Source organism: Pseudomonas koreensis, assembly GCF_025447595.1.
Lineage (GTDB): Bacteria > Pseudomonadota > Gammaproteobacteria > Pseudomonadales > Pseudomonadaceae > Aquipseudomonas > Aquipseudomonas koreensis_H.
Genome location: NZ_JAOEJU010000005.1, coordinates 256,969 through 276,733, shown reverse-complemented (window position 1 = coordinate 276,733; position 19,765 = coordinate 256,969). Strand labels below are relative to the sequence as shown.

The following is a 19,765-nucleotide window of genomic DNA, read 5'->3' as shown; positions in this document are numbered from 1 at the left end:
CTACTGACTGCAGGGCGGCGCTAATGGTTCGTTACACCTTAGCGCACCAGTGGATGGCGTCCGTGTACGGGCATGCACTTTTTTCGGCCCGGCTGGCCTCATCGCGAGCAGGCTCGCTCCCACAGCGATCGCGGTGCTTTTGTGGGAGCGAGCTTGCTCGCGAAGGCCTCGCCGCGAATTCGACTCGATTTGTTGTCCGCTTGGTCAGCCTTTTGCATTGCCCTCCCCACACACAACAAAAGGGAGTTCGCGTTCATGCAAAAACGTCCACTGCAAACACTGCTGTGCATCGCCATGGGCCTTGGCCTCAGCCTGAGCGCCAGTGCCGCCGATCCACTGAAAGTCGGTTTCGTCTACATCGGCCCCATCGGCGACCACGGCTGGACGTATCAGCATGAACAGGGGCGCAAGGCGTTGGCGGAAAAACTCGGTTCGCAGATCACCACCAACTACGTGGAGAACGTCGCCGAAGGCGCGGATGCCGAACGGGTGATCCGCAACATGGCCAAGGACAACTACGACCTGATCTTCACCACCTCTTTCGGCTACATGAACCCGACGGTGAAAGTCGCCAAACAGTTTCCCAAGGTGACCTTCGAACACGCCACCGGCTACAAGCAGGACAAGAACCTTGGTACCTATCTCGCGCGCACCTACGAGGGCCGTTACGTCGGCGGTTTCCTCGCAGCGAAGATGACCAAGACCAAAAAGATCGGCTACGTCGCCTCGTTCCCGATCCCGGAAGTGATTCGCGACATCAACGCCATTCAACTGGCACTGAACAAGTACAACCCCGGCACCGAGATCAAAGTGGTGTGGGTCAACTCGTGGTTCGACCCGGGCAAGGAAGCCGACGCTGCCAACGCCCTGATCGATCAGGGCGTGGACGTGGTGTTCCAGCACACCGACAGCCCGGCGCCGATCCAGGCTGCCGAGCGGCGTGGCGTGTACGCCGTGGGCTACGCTTCGGACATGGCGCACTTCGGTCCGAAAGCGGTGCTGACTTCAATCGTCAACGACTGGGCACCGCACTACATTCAGGCGACCCAGAGCGTGATCGACCACAACTGGAAATCCCAGGACTACTGGGGCGGGCTGAAGGAAGGCACGGTCGAACTGCCGATCAGCGATCTGGTGCCGGCACCGGTGAAGGCCGAAGCCGAGCAGATCATCGCCGATATCAAGAGCGGCGCCCTGCAACCGTTCACCGGGCCGATCAAGGATCAGGCCGGCGTCGAGAAAATCCCGGCAGGCGTGAGCGCGACCAATGCGGAACTGGCGTCGATGAATTACTACGTCGAAGGCATGAAGGCCGAGATGCCGAAGTAACACCTGGCCCGTCATAAAACCCTGTGGGAGCCAGCCTGCTGGCGATAGCGCACTTTCAGTCGATACCGTTCTGGCCTCATCGCCAGCAGGCTGGCTCCCACACTGGATCTCACGTTACTCCAAGGATTGTGCATGGATCAGCTTCCGATCATCGATATCTCGCCGCTCTACTCCGACGACCAGAACGCCTGGCCCGCTGTCGCCGAACAGATCGACCACGCCTGCCGCGAGTGGGGCTTCTTTTATATAAAGGGTCACCCGATTTCTGCGCAGCGCATCGAATCCCTGCTCGATCACGCACAGCGCTTCTTTGCGCAACCGGTAGAAGAAAAACTCAAGATCGACATCACCCGGACCGTCCATCACCGCGGCTACGGCGCCATTGCCACCGAACAGCTCGACCCGGACAAACCCAGCGATCTCAAGGAAACCTTCGACATGGGCCTGCACCTGCCGGCCGATCATTCCGAAGTGCTGGCGGAAAAACCCTTGCGCGGCCCCAACCGTCATCCGGCCATTCCCGGTTGGGAAGCGCTGATGGAGCAGCACTACCTCGACATGCAGGCCCTGGCGCAAACCCTGTTGCGGGCCATGACGTTAGCGCTGGGCATCGAGCGCGACTTCTTCGATACACGCTTCAACGAACCGGTCAGTGTGCTGCGAATGATCCATTACCCGCCACGCCACACCGCCAGTTCCGCCGAGCAGCAAGGTGCCGGCGCGCACACCGATTACGGCTGCATCACGCTTTTGTATCAGGACGCGGCCGGCGGCTTGCAGGTGAAAAACGTCAAAGGCCAGTGGATCGACGCACCGCCCATCGACGGCACGTTCGTGGTCAACCTCGGCGACATGATGGCGCGCTGGAGCAACGACCGTTATCGCTCGACCCCGCACCGGGTCGTCAGCCCGCTCGGCGTGGATCGCTATTCGATGCCGTTCTTCGCCGAACCGCACCCGGATACCCGCATCGAGTGCCTGCCCGGTTGCCAGGATGCACAGCATCCGGCGAAATATCCGACCACCACCTGCGCCGAATTCCTGCTGTCGCGCTTCGCCGATACCTACGCCTATCGACGGGAGCAGGAAGCGGTGTGATGGATCGGTTGGTCAGGTTTTGCCAATTGTTTCGGCGGGCATCTGTAGAATGCCGTCATTGCACCTGATGAGAAAAGAATATGTACGACTGGCTCAACGCCCTGCCCAAGGCCGAATTGCACCTGCACCTCGAAGGCTCGCTGGAGCCCGAGCTGCTGTTCGCATTGGCCGAACGCAACAAGATCGCCCTGCCGTGGAGCGACGTCGAAACCCTGCGCAAGGCTTACGCCTTCAACAATCTGCAGGAATTCCTCGACCTGTACTACCAGGGCGCCGACGTGCTGCGCACTTCTCAGGATTTCTACGACCTGACCTGGGCCTACCTGCTGCGCTGCAAAGAACAGAACGTGATTCACACCGAACCGTTCTTCGATCCGCAGACCCACACCGACCGTGGCATCCCGTTCGAAGTGGTGCTCAACGGCATCGCCGCCGCACTGAAGGATGGCGAGCAGCAACTGGGCATCACCAGCGGCTTGATCCTGAGTTTCCTGCGCCACCTGAGCGAAGACGAAGCACAGAAAACCCTCGACCAGGCGCTGCCGTTCCGCGATGCATTCGTGGCAGTGGGTCTGGACAGTTCCGAGATGGGCCACCCGCCGAGCAAGTTCCAGCGCGTGTTTGATCGTGCCCGCCACGAAGGCTTCCTGACCGTCGCCCACGCTGGCGAAGAAGGCCCGCCGGAGTACATCTGGGAAGCCATCGACCTGCTGAAAATCCAGCGCATCGACCATGGCGTGCGCGCCATCGAAGACGAGCGCCTGATGCAGCGGATCATCGACGAGCAGATCCCGCTGACCGTGTGCCCGCTGTCGAACACCAAACTTTGCGTGTTCGATCACATGTCGCAGCACAACATCCTCGACATGCTCGAGCGTGGCGTGAAGGTCACGGTGAACTCAGATGACCCGGCGTACTTCGGTGGTTATGTCACCGAGAACTTCCACGCGCTGCACACTCACCTGGGCATGACCCAGGATCAGGCCAAACGCCTGGCGCAGAACAGCCTGGATGCGCGGTTGGTAAAACCATAAGCAACAGCGCATAACCAATGTGGGAGCGAGCTTGCTCGCGAATAGGGTCTGTCATTCAACGAAGATGTTGTTTGATACACCACTTTCGCGAGCAAGCTCGCTCCCACAGTTGGTTCAGGGTTCAGCCAATCACTTCTGCTTCGGTCAATTCCTCCAAGGTTTTACCCCGGGTCTCCATCCCGAACAGCCACACCACCCCCGCCGCAATCGCAAAGCACAGCGCCCCCAGCGCAAACACCCCGCCCTGCCCGGTGATCGGGAACACCAGCCCGGTGACCAACGGCCCGAGCAGCGAACCCACGCGCCCGATGGCCGAGGCGAACCCCGAGCCCGTCGCCCGCGCCGAGGTCGGGTACAGTTCCGGCGTGTAGGTGTAGAGCACCGCCCACATCCCGAACAGGAAAAACTGCATCAACAGCCCCGTGCTGATCAGGAGCGCCACGTTGCCGCCAAACACCGCGCTTTGTCCGTACAGAAACGCCATTACCCCGCCGCCGAGCAACGTGACGATGCACACCGGCTTGCGCCCCCAGCGCTCCACCAGCCAGGCCGCCATCAGGAAACCGGGAATCCCGCCGAGTGAAATCAGCACCGTGTAATACACCGACTGAGTCACGGCAAAACCCGATTGTTGCAGCAACGCACTGAGCCACGAGGTCAGGCCGTAGAAACCGAGCAACGCGAAGAACCACAGGCTCCAGATCATCGTCGTGCGCTGGCGATACAGCGGTGACCAGATCTGTTTGAGCGCCGAGAGGAAATGGCCCGGAGGTGTCACGCTTCGCGGCAGGCAAACCGGCTCCGGCAACTTCGTAACGCCGAGCGATACCTGTACCCGCGCCTCGATCGCACGCAACACCTTGTCTGCCGCTTCATGCCGACCGGCCTGTTCCAGCCAGCGCGGCGACTCGGGAATGAAAAAGCGGATCGCCAGCACGAACACCGCCGGCACCGCCAGCACCAGAAAGATGTCGCGCCAGCCAATCAACGGCAGCAGGAAATACGACAGCACCCCGGCAGCCACGAACCCCAGCGGCCAGAAACCGTCCATCAATGCGATGTAGCGACCCCGGCGCTGGGCGGGGATCAACTCCGACAACATCGACTGGGCAATCGGAAACTCCATGCCCATGCCGATTCCCAGCAGGATGCGAAACAGCGTCAGGCTCTCGACCGTCTGCGCCGTGGAGCACAGGTAACTGGCCACGCCCCACAGGACGATGCTCCACTGGAACACCGGCTTGCGGCCGAAGCGGTCGGCGAGTAGACCGGACAGCGACGCCCCCAGCACCATGCCGAAAAAACTCGAACTGGCCAATAATCCAGCTTCGGCGCTGCTCAGGCCGAACTCGGCTTTGATCGAGCCGAGAAGGAAAGTCATCATCGCCAGATCCATGGAGTCGAAGAAAAATGCCAGGGCAATAATGATGAATATGATCCGGTGATAACCGCTGACCGGCAGACGTTCCAGTCGATCCGCCGCACTGAAATTTCCTGTGTCCATGCCACCTCCTCCATCCGAAATGTCTGCGGACCGAGTGTGCGCGATAGCGGTATAGGGTTTGTGCCAGATGCGACCTGTTCGCAGCCGTAGGCGACGCCAATCCTCCGGCCGACAATGACAACGGCTCTACAACGCCATTTCCAGCTCGGTCTCCCGGGCGAACCGATGAATTTCCCGCTGCCCCGTCGGCGTCAGTTGCAACGCTCGGGAGTCGTTGGGCAGCATCAACCAACCTGACTGCATGAACAGCTGCAACAACGCCGCGCCCAATGAACCGCCCATATGCGGGCGTCGCTCGCTCCAGTCCGGACAAGCGCAGGCAACCCGGGCATTGCGATGGGCCAACGCCTGGATGAAGACCCCGCGACCGGCCAATTGCGTCGCGCCTTTGTGGGTGACGACAACCCGGTTTTCAAGCTGTTCGATCCAGCCGGCGTCGAGCAGGCGCTGGTACAGATCGGCGGCCAGCGTTCCTCCGAGATGGTCGTCGCAAAACCGCGCGCGCAGAAGTGATGAAGGCGCAGCCTGGGGCCTGACAAGCGGAGCGGCACGCTTGTACACATCAGGAATGTCGCGCGGGGCGCTGGCCAGGGTGGCACTGGCCAGCGCTTCGATGGCCGCCCCGATTTCAGGAGCCGCCAGACGGAAGAAACGTTTGCGCCCACGCGCTTCGACCTTCAGCAGCCCCCCTGCGGACAAGCGCCCCAGATGCGCACTGGCCGACGACGGCGAAAGTCCCGCCAGCAACGCCAGTTCCTCGGTCTGCCGGGCCGAGCCATCCATCAGCGCCCACATCATCGCGCTGCGTTTGGGATCGGCCAGCAACGCGGCGATCTGGCTGATGCAAGGTGCATGTTCCATGTATTCACTCCCTGTTGAATCGTATCGTCTACTGCGCATAGACATCTTGACCAGTAATCAGTGGTCGGCCAAGGCGCGCAAAATGCCCTCAGTCGAGGCAAGTCAGCACGCCACAGCCAGAGAACCGCAGCATTGTCATGACCGTCGCCCCTGGCCGGCCGGTTCCGGTCTGACCGTTCCCGGCCGGTCTGTACGGGCAGGCATCAGGCGGTCGCTAGTATAAGCGGGTTACTTCGCGCGTCTTGTCTCGGAACGGGCGTAGCTGGTGATTGTTCCTGACAGAAATTTCGCTATTTACCTGCGACTAATGATCGGTCTTCGCGAAAACGGGAAATCGGCTACTCAATTCGGCACAACGACTGGCGAGCATTTCCCTCAGAAGGTTCACCGGCTTACTCAATTGTGCGCGATGGGCGCACAGCAGATTCAGCGGAGCGCGTTCGCAGAGCAGCTCCGGCAGCAGCACTTTCAGCCGCCCCGCCAGCACATCACCGGCCACATCGAGCCACGACTTGTAGGCGATGCCGGCTCCCGCCACCGCCCACAGGCGTACCACATCGGCGTCGTCACTGAAGCGGTCGCCACTGACGGTCAGACCGACCTCGCGCTTGCCGTCGTGGAAACTCCAGCGGTCATGCACCCGGCCACCGAGCATGTACAGCAGGCAGTTGTGCTGAGCGAGCTGCTCCAGATGCAACGGCTCACCGTGCCGGGCCAGATAGGCGGGGGATGCACACAGTACTCGTCGGTTGTGCGGGGCAATCGGCAACGCCACCAGACTGGAATCCTCTGGCTCACCGTAACGCAAGGCGATGTCCACCGGCTGGCGAAACAGATCGGCGATGCGGTCACCCAGCAGCAGGCGCACCGTCAGTTTCGGGTGTTCGCGCTGAAAATCATCGAGCCATGGCAAAAGCAGGTTGCGACCAAAATCCGAGGGAGCCGACAGTTGCAGAACCCCGCTGACCTGATCCTGTCCGCTGGCGAGCAGACGACGACCTTCATCAAGATTGCTGAGCGCCGCCCGGGCGTACTCGAGGAAACCTTCCCCTTCGGCCGTCAGCCGCAGACTGCGAGTAGAACGAGCCAACAAACGCGCACCCAATTGTTGTTCGATACGCTTGAGCGCAGCACTGGCCACGGCAGCGGACATGTCCATCACCCGCGCCGCCGCCGACAGGCTGCCCAGATCCGCCGCCCGGACAAACAACTGCAAGTCATCGAAACGCAGCATCCTCAGCCCCGATTATCAAAAAAATATTGAAAGAGACTGCTCTTTTAGCCGGTTTTATCTCCGGCAGAAATAGCCAATCATGCCATCCATCGAATTCATCCCGTCCCGGAGTCGAACATGTCCCAGCCCTTCACTGCCATCGCCACCCTGATCGCCAGACCCGGCCAGCAGGACGCCCTCGAACAGCACCTGCGTGCCCTGATCGAACCGACCCGTGCCGAAGCCGGTTGCGGCCAGTACGAACTGCACCAGGACCTGGCCAATCCGCTGGCTTTTTACATGATCGAACAGTGGGCCAGCGACGAAGCCCTGCAAGCCCACGATGCCAGCGCCCATATCCAGCATTTCCGCAGCCAGGCCGAGGCGTTCCTCGAACACTTCGAACTCAAGCGCCTGCGCGTCATCGCCTGAAGTCTCCTTTATTCACTTTCGGAGTTCTCCATGAAAGCCATCGCCTATTACGCTTCGCTCCCGATCAGCGACGAAAAATCCCTGCAGGACATCGAACTGCCAGAGCCGGTAGCCGGCCCCCGTGATCTGCTGGTGGAAGTCAAAGCGATTTCGGTCAACCCGGTCGACACCAAGGTTCGCCAGAACGTCGCGCCGGAAGGCGGCGCCGCCAAGGTTCTGGGCTGGGACGTGGCCGGTGTGGTCAAGTCGGTCGGTAGTGAAGTGACATTGTTCAAGGCCGGCGACAAGGTGTTCTACGCCGGCTCCATCGCCCGGGCCGGTGGCAACAGTGAATTGCACGTCGTCGATGAGCGAATCGTCGGCCATATGCCGAAAACCCTCGATTTCGCCGAAGCTGCCGCCCTGCCGCTGACCGCGATCACGGCTTGGGAGCTGCTGTTCGAACGCCTGCAGATTCGCGAAGGCAAAACCGATGAAGACCAGAGCCTGCTGATCGTCGGCGCGGCCGGCGGCGTCGGTTCGATCCTCACCCAACTGGCCAGCCAGTTGACCGGACTTAAAGTGATCGGCACCGCCTCCCGCCCTGAGACCCGCGACTGGGTGACCGAACTGGGGGCCGACCTTGTCATTGATCACAGCCAGCCACTGAGCGAAGAACTGAAGCGCGCCGGTGTCGCCCACGTGACCCACGTCGCCAGCCTGACCCAGACTGACCATCACCTGGACCAACTGGTCGAGGCCCTGGCGCCGCAAGGCAAACTGGCGCTGATCGACGATCCGAAGGCGCTGGACGTGACCAAGCTCAAGCGCAAGAGCCTGTCGCTGCACTGGGAGTTCATGTACACCCGCTCGCTGTTCGAAACCGCGGACATGATCGAGCAGCACAACCTGCTCAACCGGGTGGCCGGGCTGATCGACAGCGGCACCTTGAAAACCACGGTCGGCGAGCACTTCGGCACGATCAATGCGAGCAACTTGCGTCGGGCCCATGAACTGCTGGAAAGCGGCAAGGCCAAGGGGAAAATTGTTTTAGAAGGTTTCTAAAACCCGGGAGCCGCAGCCTTCGTCAGCGCCGGAAGTGGCTGGCTCGGGGGCTGCGGTTTTTTTTGCCGTCAGTCAGATGCTTGACCCTTGTCACAATTGCGATCGTATTCAGGACTACAATCGAGTCCTCTGCGATGCAATCTTTTACGTACGGGAGGTCAGCAATGAAGATCCTGATAAAAGAAGTGGCAAAGTCCCAGTGGCAAGTTCGTCTCGACCAGCATGCCGTGACCTTTCGCAGTGAAGCCGAAGCCCGGGCCTTCACCCGCACCCTCGAAGCGCGTCTGCACGCGCCCCACCAGATTCCCGACCCCGGTCAGCAGCGCGCTGTCGGCTGAATCTTCCCTGCTTTAGATTTCGGCCTGCGCCTTTGCCAGCGCCCGGGCATTCTGCATCCGCCGGGTGAGCATCGCTGCGCATACCACCAGTAACCCGCACAGGCTGATGACCATTGCCATCGGCACGGCGGTGCCGTCGTGCAATATCCCCACAAGTGCCGAAGCCCCGGCTGCGACACTGAATTGCATGCTGCCAAGCAATGCTGAAGCGCTGCCGGCCCGACCGCCCTGACCATTCATCGCGCACGCAGCCGCATTGGGGCTGATGCAGCCAAGGCTGGCGACACAGATGAACAATGGAATCAACAGTGGCCACAGTGCCTCGGTGTGCAAGGCGCTGACCGCGAGTAACGTCAGCCCCGCGCCCAGGTAAACCCAGACCGCCCGCGACAGCAGAAACGCCGGGCCACGCTTGGCCAATAGTCGCGCATTGACCTGGGCCACCAGAATAAACCCCGCCGCGTTGGTGCCGAACAGCCAGCCAAAGTGCTCGGCCGGTACGCCATACAATTTGATGAAAATGAACGGGGAGCCGGCGATGTAGGCAAACATCCCGGCGATGGCGATGCCGCCGGTCAGGGCATGGCCCATGTAGACCGGATCAGTCAGCAGCCGACCGTACTGGCGCAAAGCGCCGGACAATGGTTGACGCGGAACATGCGCCGGCAGACTTTCCGGCAGGCCGAGGGCCACCGCCAGTCCGGCCAAAGCACTGAAACCGGTCAGCACCAGGAAGATCGACTGCCATCCCGACGTGTTCACCAGCAGTCCGCCGAGCATCGGCGCCAGAATCGGGGCCAGCCCCATCACCAGCATCAGCTGCGAGAAGACTTTCGCCGACCCCACCGCGTCGCACTTGTCGCTGACCACCGCCCGGGCAATCACCATCCCCGCACAACCGCCCAGCGCCTGAACGAGCCGCGCGCCGATCAGCCATTCCAGATTCGGCGCATAGGCGCAGGCCACCGACGCCAGCGTGAACAGCGTCAGACCAATGAGCAACGGAATCCGTCGGCCGAAGCGATCCGCCACCGGCCCGTAAGCCAGTTGACCGATGGACAGGCCAAAGAAGTAAGCCGACAACGTCAGCTGGACGTGTTTCTCGTCGGTGCCGAATGCCAGCGCCATGGTGGGAAACGCGGGTAGATAGAAGTCGATCGCCAACGGACCGAAAGCGGTCAGGGCACCGAGAATCAGAAGGGTACGAAAGTTCATCAGGCGTCCAGGTCGGGCGGCGGTTGGGGTGGGCAGTCGGACTGACTATGCAGCCCGACAGTCTAGCCGCGCGAGGACGCCTTGAACATTCCGGTAGCTCGCTAACTATTAAAAAGATCAGGCAAGTTTGATGGCATAACCTTCTTCGCTGATCGCTTCGATGACCTGCTCGGCGCTCAACGCACTTTCGACGCCGACTTCCTTGGCTGCCAGATCGACCCGCACGCTGGCGGCCGGATCCTTGCTCTGCACCGCTGCCGTGACGGCTTTGACACAGTGACCGCAGGACATGCCTTCAACAGTGAACACTTGCATGGAATGACTCCTTTGAGTGAGGTTGCCGGCAGTTTCGGGCTTGCCACGATGGCAAGGTCAAGTTCTGCGAAAAACTGCCGGGCTGGTAATCGGCGCCGTGCTCGGCCAAGCTGCATACATCAATGACATGAATTCAGGAGATTCAGCCATGCGCTGGTCAGCTTTCGGCCTGTCTGGCTTACTCAGCCTCTTTGCCGCGATCCCTTCGGTGCACGCCGCCGGGGAAGATTACGGGGTGCTGATCATTTCCCGCGAGCGCCTGGAAGTCGCAACCTCGTGCGAAATCGGCGTGTACATTCAGGATCAACTCTCGGCGCGTCTGTTCCAGGAGCAAAGCACTTCATTCAACCTGCCGCCGGGCAATGTCTCGCTGCGCCTGAAACTGCTGCCGGGACAAATGCCGGGTTGCAACCCAGGCATGCTCGCGCCGGGCTCGCAGGAGATCAAACTGCATGCCGGCGACATCCTGAAGTTCCGCATCGCGATGAACCAGGAAGGCATGTACCTCAAGCCGACGGGCCTCGGGTACTGAGCAGTCAAAAAATGTGGGAGCGAGCAGGCTCGCGATGACGGTCATACAGGCACCTCGATGTTGCCTGTAATGACCCAATCGCGAGCTGGTTCGCTCCCACAATTTTTTGGCGCTTGACCTTGCCAGCATGGCAAGGTTGATCCTGTAGGCATCCACTACAGGGAGTACGACCGATGTCCGATTCCATCACGTTCGATCTGCCCATCAGCGGCATGACCTGCGCCAGTTGCGCCGGCCGTGTCGAGCGGGCGTTGAGCAAAGTCAGCGGCGCCAGTGCCGTCAGCGTCAACCTCGCCACCGAACAGGCCCGGGTGCAGGCCCCCGGCGACAGCCTGCCGGCGCTGATGGAGGCGGTCGAACGGGCCGGTTACAGCGTGCCGCAGCACACCGTGGAATTGAACATCGACGGCATGACCTGCGCGTCCTGCGTCGGCCGTGTCGAACGCGCCCTGAACAAGGTTGCGGGGGTGAAAAGCGTCAGCGTCAATCTGGCCAATGAACGTGCCCACCTCGAACTGCTCGGCGCAGTCGACCCGCAATCCCTGATCGCCGCCGTGAGCAAGGCCGGTTATTCGGCCAGCCTCTTCGAACTCGAACACCCTCAATCTGACAATCGCCAGCAACGCCTGAACCATGAGCGCTGGGCATTGATCTGTGCGATCGCCCTCGCCTTGCCGCTGGTGCTGCCGATGCTGCTGCAACCGTTCGGCATTCACTGGATGCTCCCGGCCTGGGCGCAGTTCGCCCTCGCCACTCCGGTGCAATTCATCTTCGGCGCACGTTTCTACGTCGCCGCGTGGAAAGCCGTGCGCGCCGGCGCCGGCAACATGGACTTGCTGGTCGCGCTGGGCACCAGCGCCGGTTATGGCCTGAGTCTCTATGAATGGGCGACCGCCGCCGGGCGCATGCCGCATCTGTATTTCGAAGCCTCGGCGGTGGTCATCGCTCTGGTGCTGCTCGGCAAATATCTGGAAAGCCGCGCCAAACGCCAGACCGCCAGCGCCATTCGCGCACTCGAAGCCTTGCGGCCGGAGCGGGCGATTCAAGTCATCGATGGTCGCGAACAGGACGTCGCCATCAGCGCCCTGCGCCTCGGCGATCGGGTATTGGTCAAACCCGGCGAACGTTTCCCGGTGGACGGCGAAGTGCTGGAAGGCCAGAGCCACGCTGACGAAGCGCTGATCAGCGGTGAAAGCCTGCCGGTGCCCAAGCAACCGGGCGACAAGGTCACCGGCGGTGCGATCAACGGCGAAGGCCGCTTGCTGGTGAGCACCACGGCGCTCGGCGCGGAAAGCGTACTGGCGCGGATCATTTGCCTGGTGGAGGACGCTCAGGCCGCGAAGGCTCCGATCCAGAAACTGGTGGATAAAGTCAGTCAGGTGTTCGTGCCGACCGTGTTGCTGCTGGCCCTGGCCACGCTGATCGGCTGGTGGTTGTACGGCGCGCCGCTGGAAACCGCGTTGATCAACGCCGTCGCGGTACTGGTGATCGCCTGCCCGTGTGCCCTCGGTCTGGCGACACCGACCGCGATCATGGCCGGCACCGGCGTGGCCGCCCGTCACGGGATTCTGATCAAGGATGCCGAAGCACTGGAACGTGCCCATGAAGTCAGCGCCGTGGTGTTCGACAAGACCGGCACCCTGACCTCCGGCACGCCGCGCATTGCGCATTTCAGTGCAATCGACGGTGATGAAAACGCCCTACTGATAGCGGCCGGCGCGCTGCAACGCGGCAGTGAGCATCCGCTGGCCAAAGCGGTGCTGGATGCCTGTGCCGAACGTAGCCTGAACGTGCCCGATGTCAGCGACAGCCAGTCTCTGACCGGGCGCGGCATCGCCGGCAGCCTCGACGGCCGGCGCCTGGCGCTGGGCAACCGGCGCTTGCTGGAAGAAATCGGTCTGAACGCCGGAAACCTGAGCGAATCCGCCAAGGCCTGGGAAACCGAAGGCCGCACGCTGTCCTGGCTGATCGAGCAAAGTCCGCAGTCACGCGTACTCGGTCTGTTCGCCTTTGGCGACACCCTCAAGCCCGGCGCGCTGCACGCGGTGCAACAACTCGCGGCCCAGCATATCCACAGCCACCTGCTGACCGGCGACAACCGCGGCAGCGCCCGGGTGGTGGCCGAAGCGCTGGGCATTGAAAGCGTCCACGCCGAAGTGCTGCCGGCGGAAAAAGCCGCCACCGTCGCCGAGCTGAAAAAGACCGGGGTCGTGGCCATGGTCGGCGACGGCATCAACGACGCACCGGCGCTGGCCGCCGCGGACATCGGTATCGCCATGGGCGGCGGCACCGACGTGGCCATGCACGCCGCCGGCATCACCCTGATGCGCGGCGATCCTCGACTGGTTCCGGCCGCACTGGAGATCAGCCGCAAGACCTACGCGAAGATCCGCCAGAACCTGTTCTGGGCCTTCGTCTACAACCTGATCGGCATTCCGCTGGCAGCGTTCGGCTTCCTCAATCCGGTGCTGGCCGGCGCGGCGATGGCCCTGTCGAGCGTCAGCGTGGTGAGCAATGCGCTACTGTTGAAAACCTGGAAACCCGAGGATCTGGAGGACAACCGATGAACATCGGCCAAGCGGCCCGCCACAGTGGCCTGAGCGCGAAGATGATCCGGTACTACGAGTCGATCGGTCTGCTCAAGGCTGCCGATCGCACCGACAGCGGTTATCGCGTCTACGGCGACGATGACCTGCACACGCTGGCGTTCATCAAGCGTTCGCGGGACCTGGGTTTTTCGCTGGAGGAAGTCGGCAAGCTGCTGACCCTCTGGCAGGACCGCCAGCGCGCCAGTGCCGATGTGAAGGCCCTGGCGCGCCAGCACATCGACGAGCTGAATCAGAAGATCCGCGAACTCGGCGAACTGCGCGACACCCTGCAGGATCTGGTCGAGCACTGCCACGGCGACCATCGCCCGGACTGCCCGATCCTCAAGGAGCTGGCGTCGGGCTGCTGCGCGCAACCCGTCCGCGCCTGAGCAACAGGATCTTCATCGACAGCACAGTGGCGAGGGGAATGCCGTGGAACAGCAACACCACGGCTCCCGGCGCCCACCACTCATAGAACGGTGCGGCGATCAGCATGCCGACGCCGAACCCGGTCATCTGCAACAACGTCAGGAAGCTGAAGATCGGCAGGCGCAGGGGCTCCGGTTCCCGTTGCAGCCGTGACATCAGGCCGACTTCCGAAAACCCGTCGCCCAGTCCGGCCGGCAGCGAAAACAGCAACAGACCGACGACGCTGTGCTGCTGGAACATCAGGATGAAACCGCAGGACATCAGCAGTACGCCGCCGAAGTAGCGGCGCTCGAGATGGATGTTTTCCGAGCCATTGAGGCGACTGGCGATCCGCGCACCCAGCAGCTTGCCGGCGGCCCACACCGCGAGCATCAGGCCCAGCGTGGTGCTTGCCGAGTCTGGCGTCAGCAGCCTGGAAATGATCGGGAAACCGACGTTGTGCGCAGCGCTCCCGAGGGTGTCGGCCATTGTCACCGCCAGCATCGCAGCCACCACCGGAGTGCTGCGCAGGCCTTGTAACAACGCCGACCATTCACCCTGTTTAGCGCTGGATTCGGCCACCGGCTCCGGTGCGCTGAACCGCAGCGGTGCAATCAACACTGCCGCCAGCAGATAGGTCAGCGCGTTCAGCGCAAACACCGCTTCAAAGCCAAACCCTGCGACCAGCAACCCGGACACCAGACTGCCGCCGACCATCGCCATGGATGAGGCGGACGTGATCCAGGCATTGGTCTTGAGCAACTGCGCAGGCTCGATCAATCGCGGCAACTGGCTGTTGAGGCCGATGGCGAACATCGAATTGCCAAAGCCCAGGCCGAACGCAATCAGCGGCAGCAACAACGCCTGCTGACTCACCGGCACGATCAGCAACAACCCGAGCACAGCGGCGCGCAGCAGATCGAAGGCAATCAACGGCAGACGGCCACTGCATCGACGATAAAACGCCGTGCCGATCAGGCTGGCGAAAATCCCGCCGCCCACCCGACTGGCCAGGAAGATCCCGACGCTCACCGCACTGTTGCTCAGCAGGTAGACATAAGTGGCCAGCGCAACCATGTTGAGGAAAGCGCCGAAATCGGAAATCAGCCGGGCCGTGATGATCAGCCGGGCATTGCGGGAAGTGGTGCTCACAATCAATCCTTGAATGTGTAAAACCCGGCCGAAGCCGGGTTTTCTTTTTCAGATGCTCACTGCATCCACGGTGGCGGAGGCGGTTCGTCGGACTTGCCCTTGGGCTCGTCGTCCGCCGCGCGGATGGCTTGCTTGCGCTCCTCATCCAGACGCGCCGCTTCGATCTCGCGCAGCACCCCGCCGACATCGGCCAGGTCCTCGGGATCGTCGAACTCGCCGGTCAGCACGCTGGCCGGGTGCAACGTACCCGCTTCGTACAACGCCCACATTTCCTTGGCGTATTTGGTCTTCTTCAACTCCGGGGCGAACCGGCCGAAGTACGACGCCATGTTGCCGACGTCACGCTCGAGCATGCTGAACGCATGGTTGTTGCCCGCTGCGTCCACCGCTTGCGGCAGGTCGATGATGACCGGCCCCGTCGGCGTCAGCAGCACGTTGAACTCCGAAAGGTCACCGTGCACCAGACCGGTACACAACATCAGTACGATCTGCGAAATCAGGAACGCGTGATATTCGCGGGCCTGATCCGGCTCCAGCACCACGTCGTTCAGACGCGGCGCAGCATCGCCGTATTCATCGGCCACCAGCTCCATCAGCAGCACGCCTTCGAGGAAGTCGTACGGCTTGGGCACTCGCACCCCGGCGTTGGCCAGACGGAACAGCGCCGCGACTTCGGCATTCTGCCAGGCGTCTTCGGCTTCCTTGCGCCCGAACTTGGAACCCTTGGCCATCGCCCGGGCCTGTCGGCTGTTGCGAACCTTGCGGCCTTCCTGATACTCGGCCGCCTGGCGGAAACTGCGTTTGTTCGCCTCCTTGTAGACCTTTGCGCAACGTAACTGATTGCCGCAGCGCACCACATAAACAGCTGCTTCTTTACCACTCATGAGAGGGCGCAGCACTTCGTCGACCAGACCGTCCTCGATCAGGGGTTCAATGCGTTTTGGAGTCTTCATCAGCTTTTATTGTGGGTCCTTTATTACCAAACACGCGAATGTCATTCGTTATACGGCAATCCTCGCATCACGGGGAGGGGTTGCCGACCTGTGAACCTGTGGATGCACACACTGTGCCGGATAAACCGGACCGATCCGCCTCTTTATCGGCCGCTGCGAATCATAGCCGAGGCTGTCGAAGTTGTTGGCGACAGGACTTGAGGGCATTTGCGACAGAATCTGACATCCGGCTTCAAATGGCTCGTAAGAAATTTATCTTGAACCCTCAATTTCCCTCTCTCGCAGCCGAATTCCTCTGAGACAGAGGAATTTGTCCGACAATCGTTCCAAAAAATCTACGATGTCGCACTCAAGGAAACGAGTGAGAACCAACGTTTTTCGGCTGCCAATAACCGCGAGTCATCTGCACTGCGTGGGCCTACAAGAAAATCTGGAGCGCGGATGAACATCAAACAGAAGTTGACCTGGGCGTTTGCAATCATCGCCTGCTTGCCTGTGGTGCTGGTCGCCACGCTGGTGGTACTGAACCTGCGCAGCGATGCCCGGGACGATTTTGTCGACGGCAGCGGGCGCGAGATCCGTCAGGTCAGTAATGCCATGCAGTTGTTTTTCGACGGCATCAGCCAGAACGTCGATTACCTGGCGGCGCAGCCCCTGGTCAACAACGCCGACGGCACCGTACGCAGCCGCATGAGCGCGAACGCCGCCGATACCTCCGACGGCGAGATCGACAAGCAACTGTTTGCCCTGTTCGAAGGGCTGGCGAAATCCCATCCCGCCTACTCCTACGTTTCCTATGGCCTGAACAGCGGCGGCTACGCCTTCTGGCCGGGCGATCCGAAGATGGCCAACTACGACCCGCGTACCCGCCCGTGGTACAAGACGGCCATGGCCAATCCGGGCAAGACCCTGCGCACCGAAGCCTATTACTGGGCCGGCGATGACGCGGTTCTGGTCAGCACAGTGCGCGCGGTGGCCAACCAGTTGGGCGCCCAGGGTGGCGTGGTCAACATCGACGTCTCGCTCAAGCAACTGACCGAAATCGTCAAGCAGATCAAACTCGGTGAAACCGGCTACCTGATGCTGATGGAAAACAGCGGTACGGTGCTGGTCGATCCAAAGCAGCCGGAACACAACTTCAAGAAACTCGACAGCCTCGGCGACGGCTATGCCCAACTGGCCAAGGCCGGTAAAGGCCTGGTGGAAGTCGAACTCAACGGCGAACGCTACATGGCCAACGTCTGGCCGTCGGAGCAACTGGGCTGGACCTTCATCGGCCTGATCAAACAGAACGAAGTAATGAGTTCCGCAACCCAGCTGACCTGGCTGATCGCGGTCATTGCTGCCGTGCTGGCAGTGTTTTTTGCGGTGGTCGGAGCCAGTTTCGCCAGCCTGATCGTGCGTCCTATCCGCAGCGTGGCCAGCGGCCTGGAGGGCATAGCCCAAGGCGAAGGCGATCTGACCAAGAGCCTCGATATCCGTGGCAGTGACGAAACCGCGCAACTGGCCAACTGGTTCAATCAGTTCCTCACCGCGATCCGCAGCCTGATTCAGCACATCGGCGGCGCGGCGGGAAAAATCCTCGCGACTTCGCAGAGCTCGACCCGGGTCTCCGGCGACATGGCCGAAGCCGCCGGGCGCCAGCGTGAAGCAGTGGACATGGTCTCGACCGCGTTCCACGAAATGGTGGCGACTGCCAACGAAGTCGCGCGCTCGTGCAGCCAGGCGGCGGAGTCGGCCGACAGCGGCCAGCGTCAGGCTCGTGAAGGTCAGCAGCAGATCGATGCAGCAGTAAACAGCGTCGATCAACTGAGCCAGGAACTGGAGCAGTCTGCGCAGTCGATGCAACAACTGGAACGCGACAGCAACGACATCCAGTCGATCCTCGGCACCATCCGCTCCATCGCCGAACAGACCAATCTGCTGGCGCTCAACGCGGCCATCGAAGCAGCGCGGGCCGGTGAGCAAGGTCGTGGTTTTGCGGTGGTGGCCGATGAGGTTCGCGCACTGGCCAAACGCACGGCGGATTCGACGGCGGAAATCGACGGCCTGCTGGGCAACCTGGCCAAGCGCACCAGTGCGGTGACCCAGCAGATGCGCGCCAGCCTCGACGTGTCGCAGCAATCAGTGGCACGGATTGGTGAGGCGCGGGAGAGCTTTGGTCAGATTCGTGAGTCGGTGGATGTGATTCGCGACATGAACACGCAGATTGCGACAGCGGCTGAAGAGCAGCATCAGGTGGCCGAGGACATCAACCGCCACATCAGCCAGATCCATGGCGATGCGCAATTGGTGGCGGAGCTGGCGAACTCGGCGCGGCTGGATTCGCAGAGCCTCGCCGGGTTGTCGAATGAACTGGATGGGTTGGTGCGCAGGTTCCGTACCTGAGTGACCTTTAGAGGCCCCTCTCCCTTTGGGAGAGGGGATTTCTGTTCTTTCAGCGTTCGATGATCGCCGTCACACCCTGGCCGCCAGCGGCACAAATCGAAATCAACCCCCGCCCCTGCCCCGCCGCATCCAGCAATTTCGCCAGGTTCGCCACGATCCGTCCGCCCGTCGCGGCAAACGGATGCCCCGCCGCCAAGGAGCTGCCCTTGACGTTCAGGCGGCTGCGATCAATCGATCCCAGCGGAGCGTCCAGCCCGAGCCGGGTCTTGCAGTACTCCGGATCTTCCCAGGCCTTCAACGTGCACAGTACTTGCGCGGCAAATGCTTCGTGGATTTCGTAGTAGTCGAAATCCTGCAGAGTCAGACCGTTGCGCGCCAGCAAGCGTGGGACCGCATACACCGGAGCCATCAGCAGTCCTTCGGCACCGTTGACGAAATCCACCGCCGCCGCTTCGCCATCGCGCAGATACGCAAGGATCGGCAGGCCACGCTCTTTCGCCCATTCTTCGCTGCCCAGCAACACCACCGAGGCGCCATCGGTCAGTGGCGTGGAGTTACCCGCAGTCAGCGTGCCCTTGGCGCTTTTCTCGAAGGCCGGTTTCAGGGTCGCGAGTTTCTCCAGGGTCAGGTCCGGGCGCAGGTTGTTGTCGCGGGTCAGGCCGAGGAACGGGGTCATCAGGTCGTTGTGCCAGCCTTCGCTGTAGGACGCCGCCAGTTTGTGGTGACTTTCGAGTGCCAGTTGATCCTGCTCTTCGCGGGGGATGCTCCAGGTCTGCGCCATCAATTCGCAGTGCTCGCCCATCGACAGGCCGGTGCGCGGTTCGCCATTGCGCGGGAATTCGGGAATCAGGTGTTTCGGACGCAATTGCAGAAAGGTCTTGAGCTTGTCACCGGTGGTCTTGGCGCGGTTGGCTTGCAGGAGGATCTTGCGCAGGCCCTCGCTGACGCTGATCGGCGCGTCCGACGTGGTGTCGACGCCGCCGGCAATGCCGCAGTCGATCTGGCCGAGGGCGATCTTGTTCGCCACCAGCAACGCCGCCTCCAGGCCAGTGCCGCAGGCCTGCTGGATATCATAGGCCGGGGTGGACGGTGACAGGCGCGAGCCGAGCACGCATTCGCGGGTCAGGTTCATATCCCGTGACAATTTCAGCACCGCCCCCGCGACCACTTCGCCGATGCGCTGGCCATGCAGGTTGTAGCGTTCAATCAGGCCTTCGAGGGCGGCGGTGAGCATTACCTGATTGCTGGCGGTGGCGTAGGGCCCGTTGGAGCGGGCGAACGGAATGCGGTTGCCGCCAATGATCGCGACGCGGCGCAGCTGACTCATGAAAAACTCCTTGTGAATTCTGAATTGAAAAACG

General features: G+C 61.7%; 18 protein-coding genes and 1 pseudogene. 11 read left to right on the top strand and 8 right to left on the bottom strand.

What is annotated here, in order from left to right; all coding sequences use genetic code 11:
- The first annotated feature begins 255 nt into the window (after positions 1 to 255).
- From N8H71_RS09975 to N8H71_RS09965, 3 genes are all read left to right on the top strand, one after another.
- Positions 256 to 1,329 carry a BMP family ABC transporter substrate-binding protein gene (locus N8H71_RS09975; RefSeq protein WP_262161739.1) on the top strand — a complete coding sequence of 358 codons (1,074 nt, stop codon included), beginning with the start codon at positions 256 to 258 and terminating at the stop codon, positions 1,327 to 1,329.
- A 132-nt stretch (positions 1,330 to 1,461) separates the two neighbouring features.
- On the top strand, positions 1,462 to 2,427 hold the full coding sequence (locus N8H71_RS09970; protein ID WP_262193858.1) for an isopenicillin N synthase family dioxygenase: 966 nt from the start codon (positions 1,462 to 1,464) through the stop codon (positions 2,425 to 2,427).
- 80 nt (positions 2,428 to 2,507) lie between these two features.
- Positions 2,508 to 3,461: an adenosine deaminase gene (locus N8H71_RS09965; RefSeq protein WP_007958502.1), complete on the top strand. Its 954-nt coding sequence runs from the start codon at positions 2,508 to 2,510 to the stop codon at positions 3,459 to 3,461.
- A gap of 121 nt (positions 3,462 to 3,582) precedes the next feature.
- Here the strand turns inward: N8H71_RS09965 and N8H71_RS09960 are convergent, their stop codons facing one another.
- From N8H71_RS09960 to N8H71_RS09950, 3 genes are all read right to left on the bottom strand, one after another.
- Positions 3,583 to 4,965, bottom strand: a complete 1,383-nt coding sequence (locus N8H71_RS09960; protein WP_262193857.1) for an MFS transporter — start codon at positions 4,963 to 4,965, stop codon at positions 3,583 to 3,585.
- Between the two features lie 126 nt (positions 4,966 to 5,091).
- Positions 5,092 to 5,826, bottom strand: a complete 735-nt coding sequence (locus tag N8H71_RS09955) for an ArsR/SmtB family transcription factor (RefSeq protein ID WP_262193856.1) — start codon at positions 5,824 to 5,826, stop codon at positions 5,092 to 5,094.
- A gap of 304 nt (positions 5,827 to 6,130) precedes the next feature.
- Positions 6,131 to 7,060 (bottom strand): LysR family transcriptional regulator, encoded by a 930-nt coding sequence (locus tag N8H71_RS09950; RefSeq protein ID WP_262193855.1) that lies wholly within the window; start codon positions 7,058 to 7,060, stop codon positions 6,131 to 6,133.
- A 117-nt stretch (positions 7,061 to 7,177) separates the two neighbouring features.
- Here N8H71_RS09950 and N8H71_RS09945 point away from each other — a divergent pair, with 117 nt between their 5' ends.
- From N8H71_RS09945 to N8H71_RS09935, 3 genes are all read left to right on the top strand, one after another.
- Positions 7,178 to 7,471 (top strand): putative quinol monooxygenase, encoded by a 294-nt coding sequence (locus N8H71_RS09945; RefSeq protein WP_011332308.1) that lies wholly within the window; start codon positions 7,178 to 7,180, stop codon positions 7,469 to 7,471.
- A gap of 30 nt (positions 7,472 to 7,501) precedes the next feature.
- Positions 7,502 to 8,515 (top strand): zinc-binding alcohol dehydrogenase family protein, encoded by a 1,014-nt coding sequence (locus tag N8H71_RS09940; RefSeq protein ID WP_262193854.1) that lies wholly within the window; start codon positions 7,502 to 7,504, stop codon positions 8,513 to 8,515.
- A 164-nt stretch (positions 8,516 to 8,679) separates the two neighbouring features.
- Entirely contained in the window at positions 8,680 to 8,853 is a 174-nt protein-coding gene (locus N8H71_RS09935) for a hypothetical protein (protein WP_169428718.1), read from the top strand.
- A 12-nt stretch (positions 8,854 to 8,865) separates the two neighbouring features.
- Here the strand turns inward: N8H71_RS09935 and N8H71_RS09930 are convergent, their stop codons facing one another.
- Together N8H71_RS09930 and N8H71_RS09925 are read right to left on the bottom strand one after the other, a co-directional pair.
- Positions 8,866 to 10,068: a multidrug effflux MFS transporter gene (locus N8H71_RS09930; protein ID WP_262193853.1), complete on the bottom strand. Its 1,203-nt coding sequence runs from the start codon at positions 10,066 to 10,068 to the stop codon at positions 8,866 to 8,868.
- A gap of 117 nt (positions 10,069 to 10,185) precedes the next feature.
- The gene (locus N8H71_RS09925; RefSeq protein ID WP_230735218.1) at positions 10,186 to 10,383 is read right to left on the bottom strand and encodes a cation transporter; all 198 of its coding nucleotides are present in this window, start codon (positions 10,381 to 10,383) and stop codon (positions 10,186 to 10,188) included.
- A gap of 148 nt (positions 10,384 to 10,531) precedes the next feature.
- Between N8H71_RS09925 and N8H71_RS09920 the strand changes: the two genes are divergently transcribed.
- The 3 genes from N8H71_RS09920 to cueR all read left to right on the top strand — a co-directional run bounded on the left by N8H71_RS09920 (position 10,532) and on the right by cueR (position 13,892).
- A complete protein-coding gene (locus tag N8H71_RS09920; protein ID WP_262193851.1) occupies positions 10,532 to 10,915 on the top strand; it encodes a hypothetical protein in 384 nt (127 codons plus the stop codon).
- Between the two features lie 173 nt (positions 10,916 to 11,088).
- Positions 11,089 to 13,482, top strand: coding sequence for a heavy metal translocating P-type ATPase (locus N8H71_RS09915; protein WP_262193850.1), 2,394 nt, complete (start codon positions 11,089 to 11,091; stop codon positions 13,480 to 13,482).
- Positions 13,479 to 13,892 carry a Cu(I)-responsive transcriptional regulator gene (gene cueR, locus N8H71_RS09910; RefSeq protein ID WP_262193848.1) on the top strand — a complete coding sequence of 138 codons (414 nt, stop codon included), beginning with the start codon at positions 13,479 to 13,481 and terminating at the stop codon, positions 13,890 to 13,892. The genes N8H71_RS09915 and cueR overlap by 4 nt, the downstream gene beginning before the upstream one ends.
- Here the strand turns inward: cueR and N8H71_RS09905 are convergent.
- Positions 13,846 to 15,063, bottom strand: coding sequence for an MFS transporter (locus N8H71_RS09905; protein ID WP_262193847.1), 1,218 nt, complete (start codon positions 15,061 to 15,063; stop codon positions 13,846 to 13,848). The two genes, cueR and N8H71_RS09905, sit on opposite strands and share 47 nt — an antisense overlap.
- Before the next feature lie 56 nt (positions 15,064 to 15,119).
- Positions 15,120 to 16,016 (bottom strand): PA4780 family RIO1-like protein kinase, encoded by an 897-nt coding sequence (locus tag N8H71_RS09900; RefSeq protein WP_011332300.1) that lies wholly within the window; start codon positions 16,014 to 16,016, stop codon positions 15,120 to 15,122.
- A gap of 441 nt (positions 16,017 to 16,457) precedes the next feature.
- Here N8H71_RS09900 and N8H71_RS28850 point away from each other — a divergent pair.
- Together N8H71_RS28850 and N8H71_RS28845 are read left to right on the top strand one after the other, a co-directional pair.
- Positions 16,458 to 17,546 (top strand): annotated as a pseudogene (locus tag N8H71_RS28850) (cache domain-containing protein); the annotation flags it as partial.
- A gap of 90 nt (positions 17,547 to 17,636) precedes the next feature.
- Complete coding sequence (locus N8H71_RS28845; protein ID WP_431768306.1) at positions 17,637 to 18,404, top strand: methyl-accepting chemotaxis protein; 768 nt, start codon at positions 17,637 to 17,639, stop codon at positions 18,402 to 18,404.
- 49 nt (positions 18,405 to 18,453) lie between these two features.
- Here the strand turns inward: N8H71_RS28845 and N8H71_RS09890 are convergent, their stop codons facing one another.
- The gene (locus N8H71_RS09890; protein WP_262193845.1) at positions 18,454 to 19,731 is read right to left on the bottom strand and encodes an acetyl-CoA C-acetyltransferase; all 1,278 of its coding nucleotides are present in this window, start codon (positions 19,729 to 19,731) and stop codon (positions 18,454 to 18,456) included.
- Positions 19,732 to 19,765 lie beyond the last annotated feature (34 nt).